Here is a 16074-nt window from a genome sequence, read left to right on the forward strand (position 1 = left end):
GATGGCGAACAGGCACGTGTACGCGGTGGTGGACCCCGCCGACGGCACGGTGGTCAAGGAGTACCCCACCGCGACGGACCAGGCCGTCGACGGAGCGCTCGACGCGGCGGCGAAGGCCCACGCGCACTGGTCGAGGCAGACCTCCGTCGCCCAGCGCGCCCGGCTGCTGAGCGCCGTCGCCGACCTGCACGAGGAGCGCGGCGCGCAGCTCGCCGCGATCATCCGGCGGGAGATGGGCAAGCCGCTGGACCAGGCCCTCGGGGAGGTCGAGTTCAGCGCCTCCATCTACCGGTACTACGCCGAGAACGCGGAGGCCTTCCTCGCCGACGAGCCGATCGAGCTCCTGGGGGGAGAGGGCACCGCTCTCGTCCGCCGCCGGCCGGTCGGCGTGCTCCTGGGGATCATGCCCTGGAACTACCCGTACTACCAGGTGGCCCGGTTCGCCGCCCCCAACCTCGCGCTGGGCAACACCATCGTGCTCAAGCACGCCTCGCAGTGCCCGGAGTCCGCCGCGGCCCTCCAGCAGTTGTTCACCGACGCGGGCGCCCCCGAGGGCTGCTACGTCAACGTCTACGCCACCCGCGAGCAGATCGCCGCCGCCGTCGCGGACCCCCGGGTGCAGGGCGTCTCCTTCACCGGTTCGGAGCAGGCCGGCGCGGAGGTCGCCGCGCAGGCCGGGCGCAGCCTCAAGAAGGTGGTGCTCGAACTGGGCGGCTCGGACCCCTTCGTCGTGCTGTCGACCGACGACCTCGACGCCACGGTCCGGGCGGCGGTCGAGGCCCGGTTCGAGAACACCGGGCAGGCGTGCAACGGCGCGAAGCGGTTCATCGTCGCCGACGACCTCTACGACGCCTTCCTCGAGGCGTTCACCCGCGAGGTGCTCGCCCTGACCGACGGCCTGGCACCGCTGTCCTCGGTCGCCGCCGCCGAGTACCTCCAGGAACAGGTCGAGCGAGCCGTCCACCACGGAGCGACGTTCGTCTCCGCACGGCAGCGCGCGGGGGCGCACTTCCCGCCCGGCGTCCTGACGGACGTGTCGCCGACCTCGCCCACCGCCGCCGAGGAGCTCTTCGGCCCCGTCGCGATCGTCCACCGGGCCCGCTCCGAGGACGAGGCGGTCGAACTGGCGAACGCCACACCGTACGGGCTGGGCTCCTACCTGTTCACGACCGACGCCGACCAGGCCGCGCGCGTCGCCGACCGGATCGACGCGGGCATGGTCTTCGTCAACGGCGTCGGCCTCGAAGGCCCGGAACTGCCCTTCGGCGGGGTCAAGCGGTCCGGCTTCGGCCGGGAACTGGGCCGGGCCGGAATCGACGAGTTCGCCAACCGCAAGCTCATCCGCACCGCTGCGACCCGTCCGGCGCAGCCCACGGGAGGAAACCCGTCATGACCATCGAGTTCGACGCCGCCGTCCTCCGGGCCCCGGGCGCGCCGCTGACCGTCGAGCGGGTCTCCCTCCCCTCGACACCCCCGCCCGGCGAGGTGCTCGTGCGGCTCGGAGCGAGCGGGCTGTGCCACAGCGACCTCCACGCGCTGGTCGGCGAGTGGGAGGTGCCGTCGCCGATGATCCTCGGCCACGAAGGGGCCGGGACGGTCGAGCGCGTCGGCGAAGGCGTCACGACCCTCAAGGAGGGCGACCACGTGGTGCTGTCGTGGACGCCGTCGTGCCGCCGCTGCCGCCACTGCGTCAGCGGCAGGCCGGTCCTGTGCGACATGGTCAGCCGGCACTCGGCGAACCACCTGTCCTTCGACGGCCGCTCCCGCGTCACCTCCGCGGACGGGGGCGACGTCTACAGTTTCGCGGGCCTGGGAACGTTCGGGCAGTACACCCTGGTGCCCGAGTCGGCGGCGATCGCCGTCCGCCGGGACGCCCCGTTCCCCCAGGCCGCCCTGGTCGGGTGCGCCGTCACCACCGGCGTCGGCGCGGCCGTCAACACCGCCAAGGTGCGTCCGAGCGACACCGTGCTGGTCCTCGGCTGCGGCGGCGTCGGCCTCAACGCGATCCAGGGCGCCCGGCTCGTCGGCGCCCGGAGGATCATCGCCGCCGACGTCTCCGACGACAAGCTCGAACAGGCCCGCCACTTCGGCGCCACCCACGTGATCAACAACCGCGGCGAGGACCTCGCCGAGCGGATCTCCCAGCTCACCGACGGACGCGGCGTGGAGGTGGCCATCGAGGCCATCGGGCTGCCGCGCACCATCGAGGCCGCCTACGCCGTCCTCGCCCGGGGCGGCACGGCGGTGGTCGCCGGGCAGGTGGCCGACGGCGTGCGGATCTCCATCGACCCGTTCGTCATGTCCGACCAGGAGCTCTCCCTCATCGGGTCGAACTACGGCTCCAGCACGCCGGATTCGGACTTCCCCCTGCTGATCGACCACTACCTGGACGGCCGGATCGACCTCGACTCCCTCGTGACGCGCGTGATCGACCTGAAGGACATCAACGAAGGCTTCGACCAGCTGAAGGCCGGCATCGGCATCCGCTCGGTGATCACGTACTGAAAGGCAGTGGCAATCGCATGGCCCTGGAATCGTCCCGCCTGGCCTTCGAGCGGGCCCGGCGCAGCATCGGCGGCGGTGTGGGGTCCGGCCTGCGCGCCGCGATGCCTCCCCACCCGCTCTTCGTGCGGGAGGCACGCGGCGCCCACGTGTGGGACCTCGACGGCGACCGGTACACCGACTACGTGATGGCCTGGGGCCCGCTCCTGCTCGGACACGGCGACCCGCGCGTGCTGTCCGCGGTGTCCGACGTCGCGACCAGGATGCAGGTCGTCGGCACCGGCCACGCGCTGGAGTACCTCGCGGCGGAGGCGGTCCTGGAGGCCGTCCCGCACGGCGAGCGACTGCTGTGGAGCAACACCGGGACCGAGGCGGTGCAGGTGGCGCTGCGCCTCGCGCGGGCCGCCACCGGGCGGCGCCGCGTCCTCAAGTTCGCCAAGAGCTACCACGGCTGGCACGACACCGTGTACGCCGGGATGTCCGAGGACGACTGCGACCGGCCCGCCACCCCTGGCGGGCCGGGCCAGTCGGCCAGCGTGCTGGACGACCTGGTCGTGGCGCGCTTCAACGACGTGCAGCTGGCCGAGCGCCTGCTGGGCGAGGCCGTCGAACGGGACATCGCGGCCGTGCTCGTCGACCCGGTGATGAGCAACGCCGGAGTCGAAGCACCCTCGCCGCAGTTCCTGGCGGCGCTGCGCACCCTCTGCGACCGGCACGGCGTCGTCCTGGTCTTCGACGAGGTGATCGCCGGGTTCCGGATCGCCCGCGGCGGGGCCGCCGAGAAGTACGGCGTGCTGCCCGACCTGTCCGTCTTCGGGAAGGCGATGGCCGGCGGTTTCACCCAGAGCGCCGTCGTCGGCCGGGCCGAACTCGTCGACCAGGTGGCGGCCGGCGTCGTGCACGCCGGAACCTTCAACGCCAACCCGATCGCGCTGGCGGCCGTCGAGGCGACGATGCGCGTCCTGGCCGATCCCGCGCTCTACGAGCAGCTCGAATGGACCTCGGCCGAGTTCGAGGCCCTCGTCGGCGGCGCCCTCGGCCCGTCGTCCGAGTTCGGCCGCTTCAACCGGGTCGGCTCGCTCCTCCAGTACGTCCCCGCCGGCGGGGCCACCGGGCTCCACGGAACCGGCGGGACCTGGACCGCGATCCTCGAAGGGATGCTGCGCCAGGGCTTCCTGTTCATGCCCTCCGGCAAGGTCTTCCTCAGCGCGGCGCACACCACCGCCGACATCGAGGCGACGGCCGAGGCCCTCCACCGGCTCCTGGAGAAGCTCTGATCTCCGGCTCGATCCCCCACGTGTGAGCCCCACCCACTCCGGACCGGGCCGTGTGTTCCCCCGCGGCCCGGTCCGGCCCACCTCCCGGAAGACACCATGCTGAACCTCTCGGTCCTGCTAGAGGACTCCGCCCGCACGCACCCCGACCGGGACGCCGTGGTCCTCGGCCCGACGCGGCTCACCTACGCCCAGGTCGACGCCGCCGCGAACCGGGTCGCCAACCTGCTCGTGGAGCGCGGGGTGCGGCCCGGCGACAAGGTGGCGCTGAGCTGTCCGAACGTGCCGCAGTTCCCGATCGTCTACTACGGCGTCCTCAAGGCCGGAGCGGTCGTCGTCCCGCTCAACATCCTGCTCAAGTCCCGCGAGGTGGCCCACCACCTGCGCGACGCCGAAGCGAAGGCCTACTTCTGCTTCCAGGGGACGCCCGACCTGGCGATCGGCGAGGAGGGCCGGAAGGCGTTCGACGAGGTCGGGACCTGTGAGCACTTCTTCCTGATGACCGCCGACCCGGCAGCGCCCCCGCCGATCGAGGGAGTCCCCTCACCGGGGGGAGCGGAGAACATGGACGCGGCGCTCGCCGGCATGTCACCGGTCTTCGACCCGGTGGCCACCGAGGCCACCGACACCGCCGTGATCCTCTACACCTCGGGCACGACGGGCCGGCCCAAGGGGGCGGAACTCTCCCACGCGAACACGATGATGAACGTGATGGCCTGCAACCGGATGTTCCGCAGCAGGCCGGCCACCGACAGCCACGTCGTCTGCCTGCCGCTGTTCCACACCTTCGGCGCCACCGTCCAGATGCACGCGGGGTTCTCGACGGCCGCGACCCTCCACCTCGTGCCGCGCTTCGACGCGGAACAGGTCGTGCGGCTGATGGACACCGAGGTGATCACCTTCTTCGCCGGCGTGCCGACCATGTGGTGGGGACTGCTGGGCGCCCTCACGGACACCGTCGACGTGGAGCGGATCGCCCGCAACCTGCGCGTCGGCACGTCCGGCGGCGCCGCGCTGCCGGTCGAGATCCTCGGCCGGGTCGAGGAGAAGTTCGGCGTGCGGGTCCTGGAGGGCTACGGCCTGTCCGAGACGTCTCCGGTGGTGACCTTCTCCGCCCCCGACCTCGGGTCGCGCCCCGGCTCCATCGGCGTCCCGATCTGGGGCGTCGAGGTCAAACTGGTCGCCCGGGACTGGTCGGAGGTCACGGGGGTCGGCGAGGTGGGAGAACTCGCGGTCAAGGGCCACTGCGTCATGAAGGGCTACTACAACCGGCCCGAGGCCACCGCCGAAGTGCTCAGGAACGGCTGGCTCCGCACCGGTGACCTGGCCCGCAGGGACGAGGACGGCTTCTACTACATCGTCGACCGCTCCAAGGACCTGATCATCCGCGGCGGCTTCAACGTCTACCCGCGCGAGGTCGAGGAAGTGCTGGTGACGCACCCCGCGATCAGTCTGGCCGCGGTCGTCGGCGTGCCCCACCGGAGCCACGGCGAGGAGGTCAAGGCCTTCGTCATCCTGGAGCCCGGCGCCGAGGCCGTCCCCGACGAACTGATCGCCTGGGGCCGGGAACAGATGGCCGGCTACAAGTACCCGCGCATCGTGGAGATCGTCGAGCGGCTGCCGATGACCGCCACCGGCAAGATCCTCAAACGCGAACTCAAGTGAGTGGCGCGGCGCCAGGCAGGGCCTGCTCGGTCCAGATGGTCTTCCCGGACCGGTCGTAGCGACTGCCCCAGCGCGCGGTGAGCTGGGCGACGAGGAACAGGCCGCGGCCGCCTTCGTCGGCCCAACGGGCCCGCCGCAGGCGGGGCTGCGTGTTGCTGGGGTCGGTGACCTCGCACACCAGGACGTGGTCGCGGATCAGCCGCAGACCGACGGGGCCGCCGGCGTAGCGGACGGCGTTGGTGACCAGCTCGCTGACCACCAGTTCGGTGGTGAAGGCGAGGTCGTCCAGGCCCCAGTCCGCGAGTTGGCGGGCCGTCACCTCGCGGGCGTCGGCGACGACGGCCGGATCGGCCGGGAACTCCCACGCGGCGGTGGCCCCCGCGGGCAGCACGCGCGTGCGGGCCAGGAGCAGCGCGACGTCGTCGCGCGGCGGGCGTTCACCGGCCCGGGAGAGCACGGCCCGGCCGATCTCCTGGAGCGGACGACCCGGTCGGCAGTGCGCCGCCAGGCGCTCGTTCAGCCGCCGCAGGCCGGCGGCCGCGTCGTGGTCGGCGCCCTCGACCAGCCCGTCCGTGTACAGCGCGAGGACGGTACCGGGAGCCAGCTCGATCGTGGTGGCTTCGAACGGCATGCCCCCGACGCCCAGGGGCGGCCCGGGGGAGAGTTCCTCCAGCACACGGGGAGGGCCCTCCGGAGGGACCACGACCGGCGGCGGGTGTCCGGCCGAAGCCACGCTGCAGCGGCCGGTGACGGGGTCGTACAGCGCGTACAGGCACGTGGCGCCGATCGCGTCCTGCTCCTCGGGGTCGGCCTCGGAGGCGAGCCGGGCGACGAGGTCGTCCAGGTGGGCGAGCAGTTCGCCGGGGTCGAGCTCCAGGTCGGCCAGCGTCTGGATCGCGGCGCGCAGCCGACCCATGGTGGCCGTGGCGGCCAGGCCGTGGCCGATGACGTCGCCGACGACGAAGGCGGCCCTCAGCGAGGGCAGCGGGATCACGTCGTACCAGTCACCGCTGACCTCCGCGCCCCCGCCCGCGGGCAGGTACGTCCCCGCGGTGTCGGCCGCCGGGGCGTCGGTGGCCGCCGGCGGGAGCAGACGCTGCTGGAGGGCGACGGCCGCTCGGTGCTCGCGGGTGTACCGGCGGGCGTTGTCCACGCTCAGCGCCGCCCGCGAGGCGATCTCGGCCAGCAGGTCCGCGTCCTGCCGGTCGAACGGGGCCGACCGGTCGGTGCGCCAGAGGTCGACCGAGCCGAGCAGCAGACCGCGCGCACGCAGCGCCACGGCGATGGCCGAGCGCCCGTCCTCGGGAACGACCAGGCGGATGACCTCCGGGGCGCCGAGCGCCTCGACGTAGGCCGCCCGGTCGCCGATGACGGTCTCGCCGCGCTGGTAGCTCCGCAGGACCGGGTGATCGGGGTACGGGGGATTCGGCTCGCCGGGCTGCACGAGCGGGGCCGGCCAGGGCCCGGCGGCCGACGCCACCGCCGCCCGGCGCATGTGCAGGTCCCCGCCACCGACGCTCCTCGGGGGCTCGTCCCCTTCGAGCACGGCCTCGGCGAGGTCCACCGAGCCCAGGTCCGCGAAGGCGGGGACGAGGACGTCGACGAGACTCTGGGCGGTGTCCCGGACATCGAGGGAGGCACCGATCCGGACCGAGGCCTGGTACCGCAGCTCCAGTTCCCGACGCGCCCGCTCCGAGGCGGTGGCATCGGCCAGGAGCACGGCCACGCCGCTCGGGTGCCGCTGCGCGTCCTCCAGCCGGAGCGCGGACAGCGAGAAGGACCAGCGCCGACCGGGAACCTGCGGCGAGTGCATCCGCTGCTCGTGCCCGACCAGCGGCACACCCGAACCGAGGACCCGCCGCAGCCCCGCCTCGGCCTCCTCGGCATCCTGCGGGGACATCACCTCCGCCAGCCGACCGCCGACCGGCAGGCCGGGACCGCCGAACACCTCGGACGTGATGTTGGTCCGCACCACGGTCAGGTCCGTGTCGTGGATGCCGATCCCGATCCGGCCCTGGGCGAGCAGCGCGCGCAACAGGGCCGCACCCTGCTCCCAGTCGGTCGCGCTGCGGGCGGGGCAGGCCAGGACCAGGAACGAGGAGTCCTGCCACGGCACCACCTGGAAGACGACCTCGACCGCGCCGCCCGAGCGGTGCCGCAACACCGCCCGCCCCGCCCGCGCCGGCAGCGGTTCCCCGGGGTCGGACCCGGACCGCTCGGAGGCGTCGGCCAGCAGGCGTCCGACCGGCCTCCCGCAGACCTCCGCGGCCGTCAGGCCCAGCAGGGCCTCGGCCCCGCGGGACCAGTGGAGCACGGTGCCACGGCCGTCGACCACGGCCGCCGCGATCTCGCCCAACACGGACGCGGAAGGCCCTCCGCCCGGGGGAGACAGCTGCATGCTTCCCACCTCCGCACACGATGACCGCCACGTCCCAGTCTGGTCCGCCCGGCCGGTGCCCGCGCTTCGAACGCCGGGCGGGAAGCGCGGGCCGGTCGGTCGGTGGCGTCGCACCGCGCCGCTCGGAAGATCACGGCATGGGGCCAGTGGGTCGACGACTCCGTCGCCCGCCGCGTCCGGTCCCTTCAGGAAGGCCGGGCCTGACGACTGCCGCGGCTCCTGCCGGAGAGCAGGTGCAGCTCGAGGGTGGGCCGGGGACACTCAGCCGGTGCCGTGGGTGGGCGACTCCACGCCTCGGGAACGCCTTCGGAGCCGTCGAGCAGGTTCACCCGGAACGGCCCTCGGCGACGCCCCGGGCCGGGTGCCCGCGGATGTTCGCGGGGCGCGTGTCGCAACAAGGTGCCGCAGGTCGTGGATGGTCATGTGGAGCAGTCGTCAGCCGATCGCTCCAAGGGGGGTCTCCCGTGCCGGAACGTGCTCCCCGGCGTACCGGGGAACGGCGCTCCAGCGGTACGTCCTCGGCACGGCACCGGGGCCGGGGGCCCCCTCTTCATCGCGGTCGGCGCTCTCCTCGTGGCGGTGGTGTGGTTCCCCGGGCACATCAGTTCGGCGCTCCCCACGGCGGCGCGCGGGGTGACGGCCCTCGTCCTGGTGGTCGTCGCCTGGGTCTCGGTGGTGGTCGCCTTCGCGGTGGCGTTCCACGCCGACGACCTTGCCGAGGGCGGACGGGCGTTGGACTTTCCGGGCGGCCGGGAACCCGTCTGGGGAGACTACGTGTACTTCGCACTGTCGGTCATGACGACGTTCGGGACGACGGACGTCACGGTGCGGTCGAGGGCGATGCGGCGGACGGTGGCCGCCAACGCCGTGATCGCGTTCGCGTTCAACACGGTCACGGTGGCCAGTGTCGTCTCCGCGCTGAACACCACCGGCTGACGCCGTCCCTGAGCCTTTCCTCGAACCGGGGGTGGACCGAGGTGCCTTTCGGTGAACGGACAACGCGGGTTGCCCACCGCCTGACGTGCAGTCATAGGTGTCGGAGAAGGTGATCGAGCGGCTGTACGCCTGCTCGTCCGTCCTCTACAGCCTCCAGCACCTGGGTTTCGTGATCCCGCCGCAGGCGGACGCGGGCTGGGTGGGCCCGGCCGGTCCCGGGCCGTCCTACCTGGACGAGGGTTCCGGCGGGCCGGAGAACGACTTCACCAACCGCAACGTCACCTTCATGACCTGGAACCAGCTGCACCTGGCGCGGATGCTGAAGGACGCGGGCGGCGTCCCGGCGCACGGCAACCAGCGTTCGGAGTGGGACGCGGGCTGCCGCTTCGACTTCGAGAACCCCGAGCACCGGTAGGGAGCTTCACCGGACCTGGCGGACCTGGTCGGCGGTGGGCTCACGGCCGGGACGGCGAGGGGGACTCGGCGGCGGCCTCGGCGATGACGGCGGTGGCCGGGGCGGCCCCGGCGGCGGTACCGGGCCGTACGGCAGGCGTCCACCGCCGCGGCTCCCCGCTCGTACCACCGTGGCCGCGGGCGCGTGCGGTGCCGCGCCGTGCACGGGTCATCCGGGCAGTCTGGTGTGCAGCCGGACGGTGGTGCCGGTCTGCGCGGTGGAGCGGATCTGGACGAGGTCGCAGAGCTGCTGGACGAGCCAGAGCCCGCGGCCGCCGACCTGGTCGACGGTGGGGCGGAGGCGGCCGACCAGCGGGTCCTGGAGGTGGCCGGAGTCGTGGAACTCGCAGATCAGGTCCGCGCCCTCCACCCAGGTGCGCAGGACGCCCCGGCCGCCGCCGTGCTTGATGCTGTTGCCGGCGACCTCGCAGGCGGCGATCAGCAGTTCGCTCAGGCGCGTGCCCTTCAGGCCGTACCGGCTCGCGCAGGCGGTGATGTGGGCGCGTACCGCGGCGAGCCGGCCCCGCTGGTAGGGGAGCTCCTCGTGGTCGGCCGAGGCCGTCAGCTCGGGGAAGGCGTAGGGCTCCTGGACGTAGGAGCTGTTGGGGCCGTGGCTTCCCCCGCTGAGGAGCATGGGGTGGCAGCGCCGCGCGGACTCCAGCGCGGCTGGTTCCAGCGCGGCGGTGTCGTAGGGACACAGCAGCCACCAGGCCGGAGACTGGGTGAACGCGAGGTTCAGCAGCCACTCGTGGTACCCGAACTCGCTGCTCTCGGCCGCGGAGGGCTCGCTCCACGAGGGCTCGCTGATGCCGCGGACCGGATGGCCCTCGGCGGCCTTGGAGACCCAGTCGCGCCAGGCGGGGATCAGCCGTCCGGGGTTGCGGCCGAGGGCCGCGGTGTCGAGGAAGGTGACGCCTTCGGCGGCGTCCGTGCCCTCCAGTTCGGTGCGCAGCATGCGCTCCTTCGACTCCGCGACCGCGACCAGGACGAGTTCGCTCCCGGCGTGGGCGTCGTGGATGAAGGACATGGCGCCGTCGAGGAACTGGGCGTCCCCGTCGTAGGGGTACAGCTCGTGCCGGAAGGCGGATTCCCGGGCGGGGGCTTCCGGGCGCGTCGTGCTGTTCTCGCTCACGGTGCCAGCTCCACGGGGATCTGCGGGGCGTCGTAGCCGAGCAGCGACCAGCAGCGCCGGAACGCCTCGTCCGCCTTCTCGATCACGATCCGGCGGCCGGGGACCTTGCAGGCCGCGTCGACGAGGGCGCGCATGCCGGCGACGTCCACCAGTTCGAGGTCCTCGCACCGCAGCCGTACGGTGGCCGAGCGGGTGACGAGTTCGTCCAGGGCGGTGCGGAAGGTGTCGGCGCTGTCCGAGTCCACCACGCCGCTCACGCTCCAGCAGTCCGTTCCTGCGCTGTACATCCGAAAACCTGGCACCTCCGCTCGTGTGCCCAGTTCGTGCGGATGTACTCCGGAGGCCTGTTCCAGGAGACCGGGGCGGAAGCTGTCGCGGTGGTAGGCGCAGACGACGACGGCCGCCCCGGCGAGCGTCAGGCGGTCCAGGTCCAGTTCGTGCCGGGCGATCTCCCGCGGGCTCGCGCCGCCCGGCCACACGCGGTCCATCCGGGCCAGGACCCGCAGCGCGCGGAAACCCTGTCGGCTCGCGGTGTCCGCCTCCCGGAGCACCAGGTCCAGCATCGCCGCCGCGTTCCACCCGGCGCCGCCCGCCTGTTCGGTCAGCGGGTCGACGACGATGCCCTGCGGCGCGCCGTCGAGCGACCACCGGGTGTCGGGCGCGCCGATGAGCAGCACCTTGTCGCCGAAGAGGGCCCCGTCGGCGGCGAAGGCCCGAGTCGTCGCGGTGAAGTCGTCACCGGGACCGACCAGCCAGCAGACGTGATCGCCCGCGTCGACGGGATCGAGGGTCGGTAGGGCACGTGCGCTCCTCACCTGCCCTCCCTCCGCCCCGTTCCCCTGCGTGAGCATCCTATCGGTCACGGCTGCCGGGACGGAGGGCGCGGCCGGAGCACCGACGAGGAACCCGTGCGGTCCTCGCGGGCGGCACGCCGCCGCGTTGCCGACCCCGCCGGGCCGGACCTTGTGCCGGGGGAGGCGGTCCGCTGACCGCCCGGGCGGGCCGGACGGCGTTCGTGCGGCGGTCGTCCGTCAGTCGGGGCGCCGGGGGGCGGCGGGGGGCGGCCAGGGGCCGTCGGCCTCGCCCGGGGCGAGGCGGTTCACCACTTCGGCGAGGGCGACGCACGCCTGCTCGATGGTGTCGAGGGTGTTCTCGCGTTCGGTGGTGACGGCGGCGAGCAGCAGCCCGGTCAGGGCGGCGACGCCGTTGAGGGTCTGCAACTGGACCATCACGGCGGGCAGGCCGTGGTCGGCGAACGGGCCGACGCGATCGATGGCGGCGGGAACGGCGAAGACGGACACCACCAGGACGCACGGCGCGGCGCCGAGCAGCTGGAAGCGCAGCGCCGCCCACATCACCACCGGCAGGACCAGGAAGAGCAGGGAGAGCGGGCTGCGGGTCGCCGCGAGCACGGTGACGGCGGTGACCGCCAGCAGGCCGAGGGCCTCCGCCCAGCGGCGCAGCGGTACGTCGCGGGGCATCCGGGCGGCGCGCACCGCCAGCAGCAGCGGGGCGACGACCAGCACGCCCATCGCGTCACCCGTCCACCACGCCGTCCAGGCGGGCCAGAACTGGTGCGGGGCCAGCGCGCCCTCGGACACCAGGACCAGGCAGGCGGCGCTCGCACTGATCAGCGTGGAGGCGAGCGCCCCCAGGAAGACCAGCGCCACGCCGTCCCGCAGCCGGTCGAGCTCGACCCGGAAGCCCACCCGGGCCAGCAGCAGGACGGCCACCACCGGGGCGAGCGTGTTGCCCGCCGCGATGCCGAAGGAGGCGGGGGTGATCGCTCCGAACCCCGCGATGACCAGCAGGGCGCCGAGCGCGATCCCGGGCCACACGCGCAGGCCGAGCAGCAGCAGGCCGGCCACGGCGACGCCGGTCGGCGGCCACAGCGGGGTGACGTGGACGCCGCCCACGACGACCTGCGTCAGCAGGCCGAGCCGGCCCCCCGCCCAGTACACGAGCGCGACGCCGAGGATCGACAAGCCGGCCACCGCGGTCTCTCCGGCCTTCGCGTTGCGCAGCACAGCAGCCATCTCATCGCACGCCGCCGCCCGGCCCCGGCCGTGACACGCCCGGAGGGCCGGCCGGGACGGTCGGATCCGCCGCGGTCACCCGCCGCTGCCGGGCGCCGTCACGGCCCGCCGTGGCGGAGCACCAGGACGGCGGCGTCGTCCTGGTGCCCGGTGAGGTCGGCGACCTCCAGCACCCGGCCGGCCAGCTCCCCGGGCTCGGCACCCACCCCCGCGCGCACCCGCCGCAGGACGTGCTCCAGCCCGGTGTCGAGCGAGAACGCGGGTCCTTCCACCACGCCGTCGGTCACCAGGACGACCGCTTCCGTTCCCGACAGGCGCCGCCGCGTCACCGGGTACACCTCGCCGGGTTCGATGCCGAGCGGCAGCCCCACCTCGTCGGGGTTCTCGGTGTCCTCGATCCCGGACCGGCCGTCGGCGGTGGCCCAGATCGCCGGGACGTGGCCGGCCCGGGCGACGGACAGTTCGTGGGTGGCGGGGTCGAAGCGCAGGAAGCAGCAGGTGGCGAAGAGGCCGTCGGGCAGGGACAGCAGCAGTTCGTTGGTCCGGGCCAGCACCTCGCCGGGGTCGCTCGCCGCGCTGGCCAGCGCCCGCAGGCCGATCCGGACCTGGCCCATGAACACGGCCGCCTCGACGTCGTGGCCCTGCACGTCGCCGATGGTCAGCCCGAGCGTCCCGTCCGGCAGCCGGAAGCCGTCGTACCAGTCGCCGCCGATGTCCAGGCCGTGGCGCGCGGGTGCGTACCGGGCGGCGGTCCGCAGCCCGGGCAGGCTCGGCAGCGCGGCCGGGAGCAGCTCGCGCTGCAGCGCCATGGCGAGTTCGACCCGGGCCCGCTGCCGCTCGGCGTGCTCCAGCGCCCGGGCGGTGAGCTCGCCGAGCTTGCCCAGCAGTTCGTGCGCGTCGGCGGGGTGCGACGGGGGACGGCGACGGCTCACAGGCGGCTCCAGTACGCCTCGGCTGACGGGCGGCGGGCGGTCGTCCTGCCACCGCGTGCACCCATTGTCCCTTCACCCGGTCGGACCCGCCCCCGCGGCCGTCGGCGCGATCGAACGGCTGCGCTCGGCAGGCCGTGACGTCGTCCTCGCCACCGGTTTCCCCCGAGCCGTCCGCGACCGGCTGCGCGGCACGCGACGGACCGACGGGAGCGTGCCCACCGGGGCGGTGACGCCTTGCGTTCAGCGCCCAGGCAACGGGCTGCCTCTCACGGACCGGGTGTCACGGGGCGGTGCCGGGTGCCGTGGAGGTCGGACGCGCACCGCCGCTTCGGCCCGGTGATCGCGGCGGGGGGTGAATCGCGCGCGGAAATCCCGTGCGGGAATCGCGCGGGCGGTGCGGGGGATTCCGCGTCCGGCATTCTCGCAAGAAGGATTGACACGGGGCCCGGGGTGCTGGACGCTCTTAACTGCCACCGCCCAGGACATTCGAGAGGGTGATCTCCAGCCATAAATTGTTAGCGCTAACAATACTGTCGGAGCCGACGCGCGGCCAGGGTCCTGCGGCTGGGGGCCGCAGGAGGCGCGCCCACCTGCGGAGCGCGGTCGGCGGTGGCGGAAACTTTCACCCGGCCTCCGTCGCCGAATGGCGGCAGGAAGCGGGCGGCCGGCCTTCGGGCCGAAAGCCGGGCGGGGTCGCGGCCGGTCAGGAATTCGGCGTCCGGAGGAATTCCCGGGCCTTTCCGCCGGGCCGCCCGGTGAATTCCGGCACGGCGGTTCGCGCCGTCCTGCGCCGTGCCGGAAAACTCCCGGCGGAATCCCGTCCGCCGGGCGCCGAATTCCCCCGTCGGCACGCGTCCGCCATGCCCGCAGGGCGACGGACCCCAGCACGCTCCCGGCGCGCGCACCCGCGGGTCGTGCGCGTCCCACCACTCACGCCAGGAGGCGACTCCGTGCTCCACCCGAACCGACACGCCTCACGACGCCGACCGGCGCGATCCCGCCCGCGCAGGGCACTCGCGCACCTGCTCCCGGCCCTGCTCCTGGCGCTGGTCGTCCCGCTGCTCACCCCGGGCGCGGCCACGCCCGCCGCCGCCCTGGGCAACGGCCTGGCCGCCACCCCGCAGATGGGCTTCAACGACTGGAACGCCTACGGCTGCAACGTCTCCGAGTCGCTGATCAAGACCACGGCGCTGGCCATGCACGACAACGGCATGCAGAGCGCCGGGTACACGTACGTCAACATCGACGACTGCTGGATGACCCACTCCCGGGGCGCCGACGGGCGCCTCGTCCCCGACCCGGCCAAGTTCCCGGACGGGATCAAGGGCACCGCCGACTACGTCCACTCGCTGGGCCTGAAGCTGGGCATCTACGAGGACGCCGGACTGCAGACCTGCGCGGGCTTCCCCGGCAGCCTCGGGCACGAGAGCGCCGACGCCCAGTCCTTCGCCGCCTGGGGCGTGGACTACCTGAAGTACGACAACTGCTACGCCGGACCGGGCTGCGCGCTGAACTCCTGCGCCAACGGCACCAAGGCGCCCGCCCAGACCCGCTACGCCACGATGCGCGACGCACTGGCCGCGACGGGACGGCCCATCCTGTTCAGCCTGTGCAACTGGGGCGAGGACAACGTGTGGACCTGGGGCGCGGGCACCGGCAACAGCTGGCGCACCACCGGTGACATCAACGCGAGCTACTCCAGCATGCTGTCGATCTTCCACAGCAACGTGAAGCTGGCCTCCTACGCCGGGCCCGGCCACTGGAACGACCCGGACATGCTGGAGGTCGGCAACGGCTCCCTCAGCGACACCGAGAGCCGCACCGAGTTCAGCCTCTGGTCCGAGATGGCCGCGCCGCTGATCGCCGGCACCAACATCGCCTCGGCCAGCGCGAACACCCTGTCCACCCTCACCAACACCCGGGTGATCGCCGTGGACCAGGACCCGCTGGGCAAGCAGGGAACCATGGTCTCCTCCACCGGCGGCCTCGACGTGCTGGCCAAGCCGCTGGCCAACGGCGACGTCTCCGTGGTCCTGTTCAACGAGACCGGCTCGACCGCGACCATCACCACCTCCGCCGCCGCGATCGGGAAGACCGGGGCGGCGACCTACGGCCTCACCGACCTGTGGACCGGCGCGACCTCGACCACCACGGGCACCATCAGCGCGACCGTCCCGGCCCACGGCACCACCATGTACCGGGTCAGCGGCGGCACCGGCGGCGGAACGGCCACCGGCGGACCGGTGCGCGCCGTGGGCGCGGGCAAGTGCCTGGACGTGCCGAACTCGACCACCACCGCGGGCACCCAGGTGCAGATCTGGGACTGCAACAGCCAACCGAACCAGCAGTGGACGCACACCGCCGCAAACCAGCTGGCCGTCTACTCCGGTGGCACGCAGATGTGCCTCGACGCGTACGACAACCAGACCGCACCCGGCACCAAGGCGATCATCTGGACCTGCAACAACCAGCCGAACCAGCAGTGGAGGGTGAACACCGACGGCACGATCACCAGCGTCCAGTCCGGACTCTGCCTCGACGTCACCGGCAGGTCCACCGCCAACGGCGCCCTGATCGACCTGTGGACCTGCAACGGCCAGAGCAACCAGCAATGGGCCCTGTGAAGCCCCCGCCGCGGCGGCCCGGCGCGCATCCCGGGCCCGCCGCCGTCCACCACGCCCCACGCCCCACGCCCACCCGACGAGCCGCAGGGAGCCCCCGTGCCTGACAGCCGCTGTCCGGACCA

At 73.3% G+C, this 16074-nt stretch carries 11 protein-coding genes and 2 pseudogenes; 7 read left to right on the plus strand and 6 right to left on the minus strand.

Features of this window, described 5'->3' with window-relative positions; translation table 11 throughout:
• Position 1 precedes the first annotated feature (1 nt).
• The 4 genes from EDD39_RS20150 (at position 2) to EDD39_RS20165 (ending at position 5441) form a co-directional block, all read left to right on the plus strand.
• Positions 2-1393, plus strand: coding sequence for an NAD-dependent succinate-semialdehyde dehydrogenase (locus EDD39_RS20150; RefSeq protein ID WP_123557945.1), 1392 nt, complete (start codon positions 2-4; stop codon positions 1391-1393).
• Positions 1390-2505 carry a Zn-dependent alcohol dehydrogenase gene (locus EDD39_RS20155; protein WP_123557947.1) on the plus strand — a complete coding sequence of 372 codons (1116 nt, stop codon included), beginning with the start codon at positions 1390-1392 and terminating at the stop codon, positions 2503-2505. Before EDD39_RS20150 ends, EDD39_RS20155 begins: the two co-directional genes overlap by 4 nt.
• Before the next feature lie 17 nt (positions 2506-2522).
• Positions 2523-3779: an aspartate aminotransferase family protein gene (locus EDD39_RS20160; RefSeq protein ID WP_123557949.1), complete on the plus strand. Its 1257-nt coding sequence runs from the start codon at positions 2523-2525 to the stop codon at positions 3777-3779.
• Between the two features lie 96 nt (positions 3780-3875).
• Entirely contained in the window at positions 3876-5441 is a 1566-nt protein-coding gene (locus EDD39_RS20165; RefSeq protein WP_123557950.1) for a long-chain-fatty-acid--CoA ligase, read from the plus strand.
• Here EDD39_RS20165 and EDD39_RS20170 read toward each other — a convergent pair.
• A complete protein-coding gene (locus tag EDD39_RS20170; protein WP_123557952.1) occupies positions 5434-7839 on the minus strand; it encodes a SpoIIE family protein phosphatase in 2406 nt (801 codons plus the stop codon). The two genes, EDD39_RS20165 and EDD39_RS20170, sit on opposite strands and share 8 nt — an antisense overlap.
• 490 nt (positions 7840-8329) lie before the next feature.
• Between EDD39_RS20170 and EDD39_RS20175 the strand changes: the two are divergent.
• Both EDD39_RS20175 and EDD39_RS20180 read left to right on the plus strand, forming a co-directional pair.
• Positions 8330-8775 (plus strand): annotated as a pseudogene (locus EDD39_RS20175) (DUF1345 domain-containing protein); the annotation flags it as partial.
• A gap of 97 nt (positions 8776-8872) precedes the next feature.
• Positions 8873-9190: pseudogene (locus tag EDD39_RS20180) on the plus strand (flavodoxin family protein); the annotation flags it as partial.
• Between the two features lie 40 nt (positions 9191-9230).
• Here EDD39_RS20180 and EDD39_RS20185 read toward each other — a convergent pair.
• The 5 genes from EDD39_RS20185 to EDD39_RS20205 form a co-directional block, all read right to left on the minus strand.
• Positions 9231-9401 carry a hypothetical protein gene (locus EDD39_RS20185; protein ID WP_162870067.1) on the minus strand — a complete coding sequence of 57 codons (171 nt, stop codon included), beginning with the start codon at positions 9399-9401 and terminating at the stop codon, positions 9231-9233.
• A complete protein-coding gene (locus tag EDD39_RS20190) occupies positions 9398-10360 on the minus strand; it encodes a sensor histidine kinase (protein WP_123557956.1) in 963 nt (320 codons plus the stop codon). Before EDD39_RS20190 ends, EDD39_RS20185 begins: the two co-directional genes overlap by 4 nt.
• A complete protein-coding gene (locus EDD39_RS20195) occupies positions 10357-11175 on the minus strand; it encodes an MEDS domain-containing protein (RefSeq protein WP_162870068.1) in 819 nt (272 codons plus the stop codon). The genes EDD39_RS20190 and EDD39_RS20195 overlap by 4 nt, the downstream gene beginning before the upstream one ends.
• Positions 11176-11391: 216 nt before the next feature.
• Positions 11392-12396, minus strand: a complete 1005-nt coding sequence (locus tag EDD39_RS20200; RefSeq protein ID WP_123557960.1) for an MASE1 domain-containing protein — start codon at positions 12394-12396, stop codon at positions 11392-11394.
• Positions 12397-12494: 98 nt separating this feature from the next.
• A complete protein-coding gene (locus EDD39_RS20205) occupies positions 12495-13328 on the minus strand; it encodes a PP2C family protein-serine/threonine phosphatase (RefSeq protein ID WP_123557962.1) in 834 nt (277 codons plus the stop codon).
• A gap of 1022 nt (positions 13329-14350) precedes the next feature.
• Between EDD39_RS20205 and EDD39_RS20210 the strand changes: the two genes are divergently transcribed.
• Positions 14351-15952, plus strand: coding sequence for a glycoside hydrolase family 27 protein (locus EDD39_RS20210; RefSeq protein ID WP_123560642.1), 1602 nt, complete (start codon positions 14351-14353; stop codon positions 15950-15952).
• The last annotated feature ends 122 nt before the right edge of the window (positions 15953-16074 follow it).

The organism is Kitasatospora cineracea, from assembly GCF_003751605.1.
Classification (GTDB): domain Bacteria; phylum Actinomycetota; class Actinomycetes; order Streptomycetales; family Streptomycetaceae; genus Kitasatospora; species Kitasatospora cineracea.

What these genes read in the sequence shown, in the direction of transcription:
- EDD39_RS20150 (WP_123557945.1), top strand. Translation starts at nt 2, where the DNA reads ATGGCGAACAGGCACGTGTACGCGGTGGTGGACCCCGCCGACGGCACG.
- EDD39_RS20155 (WP_123557947.1), top strand. Translation starts at nt 1,390, where the DNA reads ATGACCATCGAGTTCGACGCCGCCGTCCTCCGGGCCCCGGGCGCGCCG.
- EDD39_RS20160 (WP_123557949.1), top strand. Translation starts at nt 2,523, where the DNA reads ATGGCCCTGGAATCGTCCCGCCTGGCCTTCGAGCGGGCCCGGCGCAGC.
- EDD39_RS20165 (WP_123557950.1), top strand. Translation starts at nt 3,876, where the DNA reads ATGCTGAACCTCTCGGTCCTGCTAGAGGACTCCGCCCGCACGCACCCC.
- EDD39_RS20170 (WP_123557952.1), bottom strand. Translation starts at nt 7,839, where the DNA reads ATGCAGCTGTCTCCCCCGGGCGGAGGGCCTTCCGCGTCCGTGTTGGGC.
- EDD39_RS20185 (WP_162870067.1), bottom strand. Translation starts at nt 9,401, where the DNA reads ATGACCCGTGCACGGCGCGGCACCGCACGCGCCCGCGGCCACGGTGGT.
- EDD39_RS20200 (WP_123557960.1), bottom strand. Translation starts at nt 12,396, where the DNA reads ATGGCTGCTGTGCTGCGCAACGCGAAGGCCGGAGAGACCGCGGTGGCC.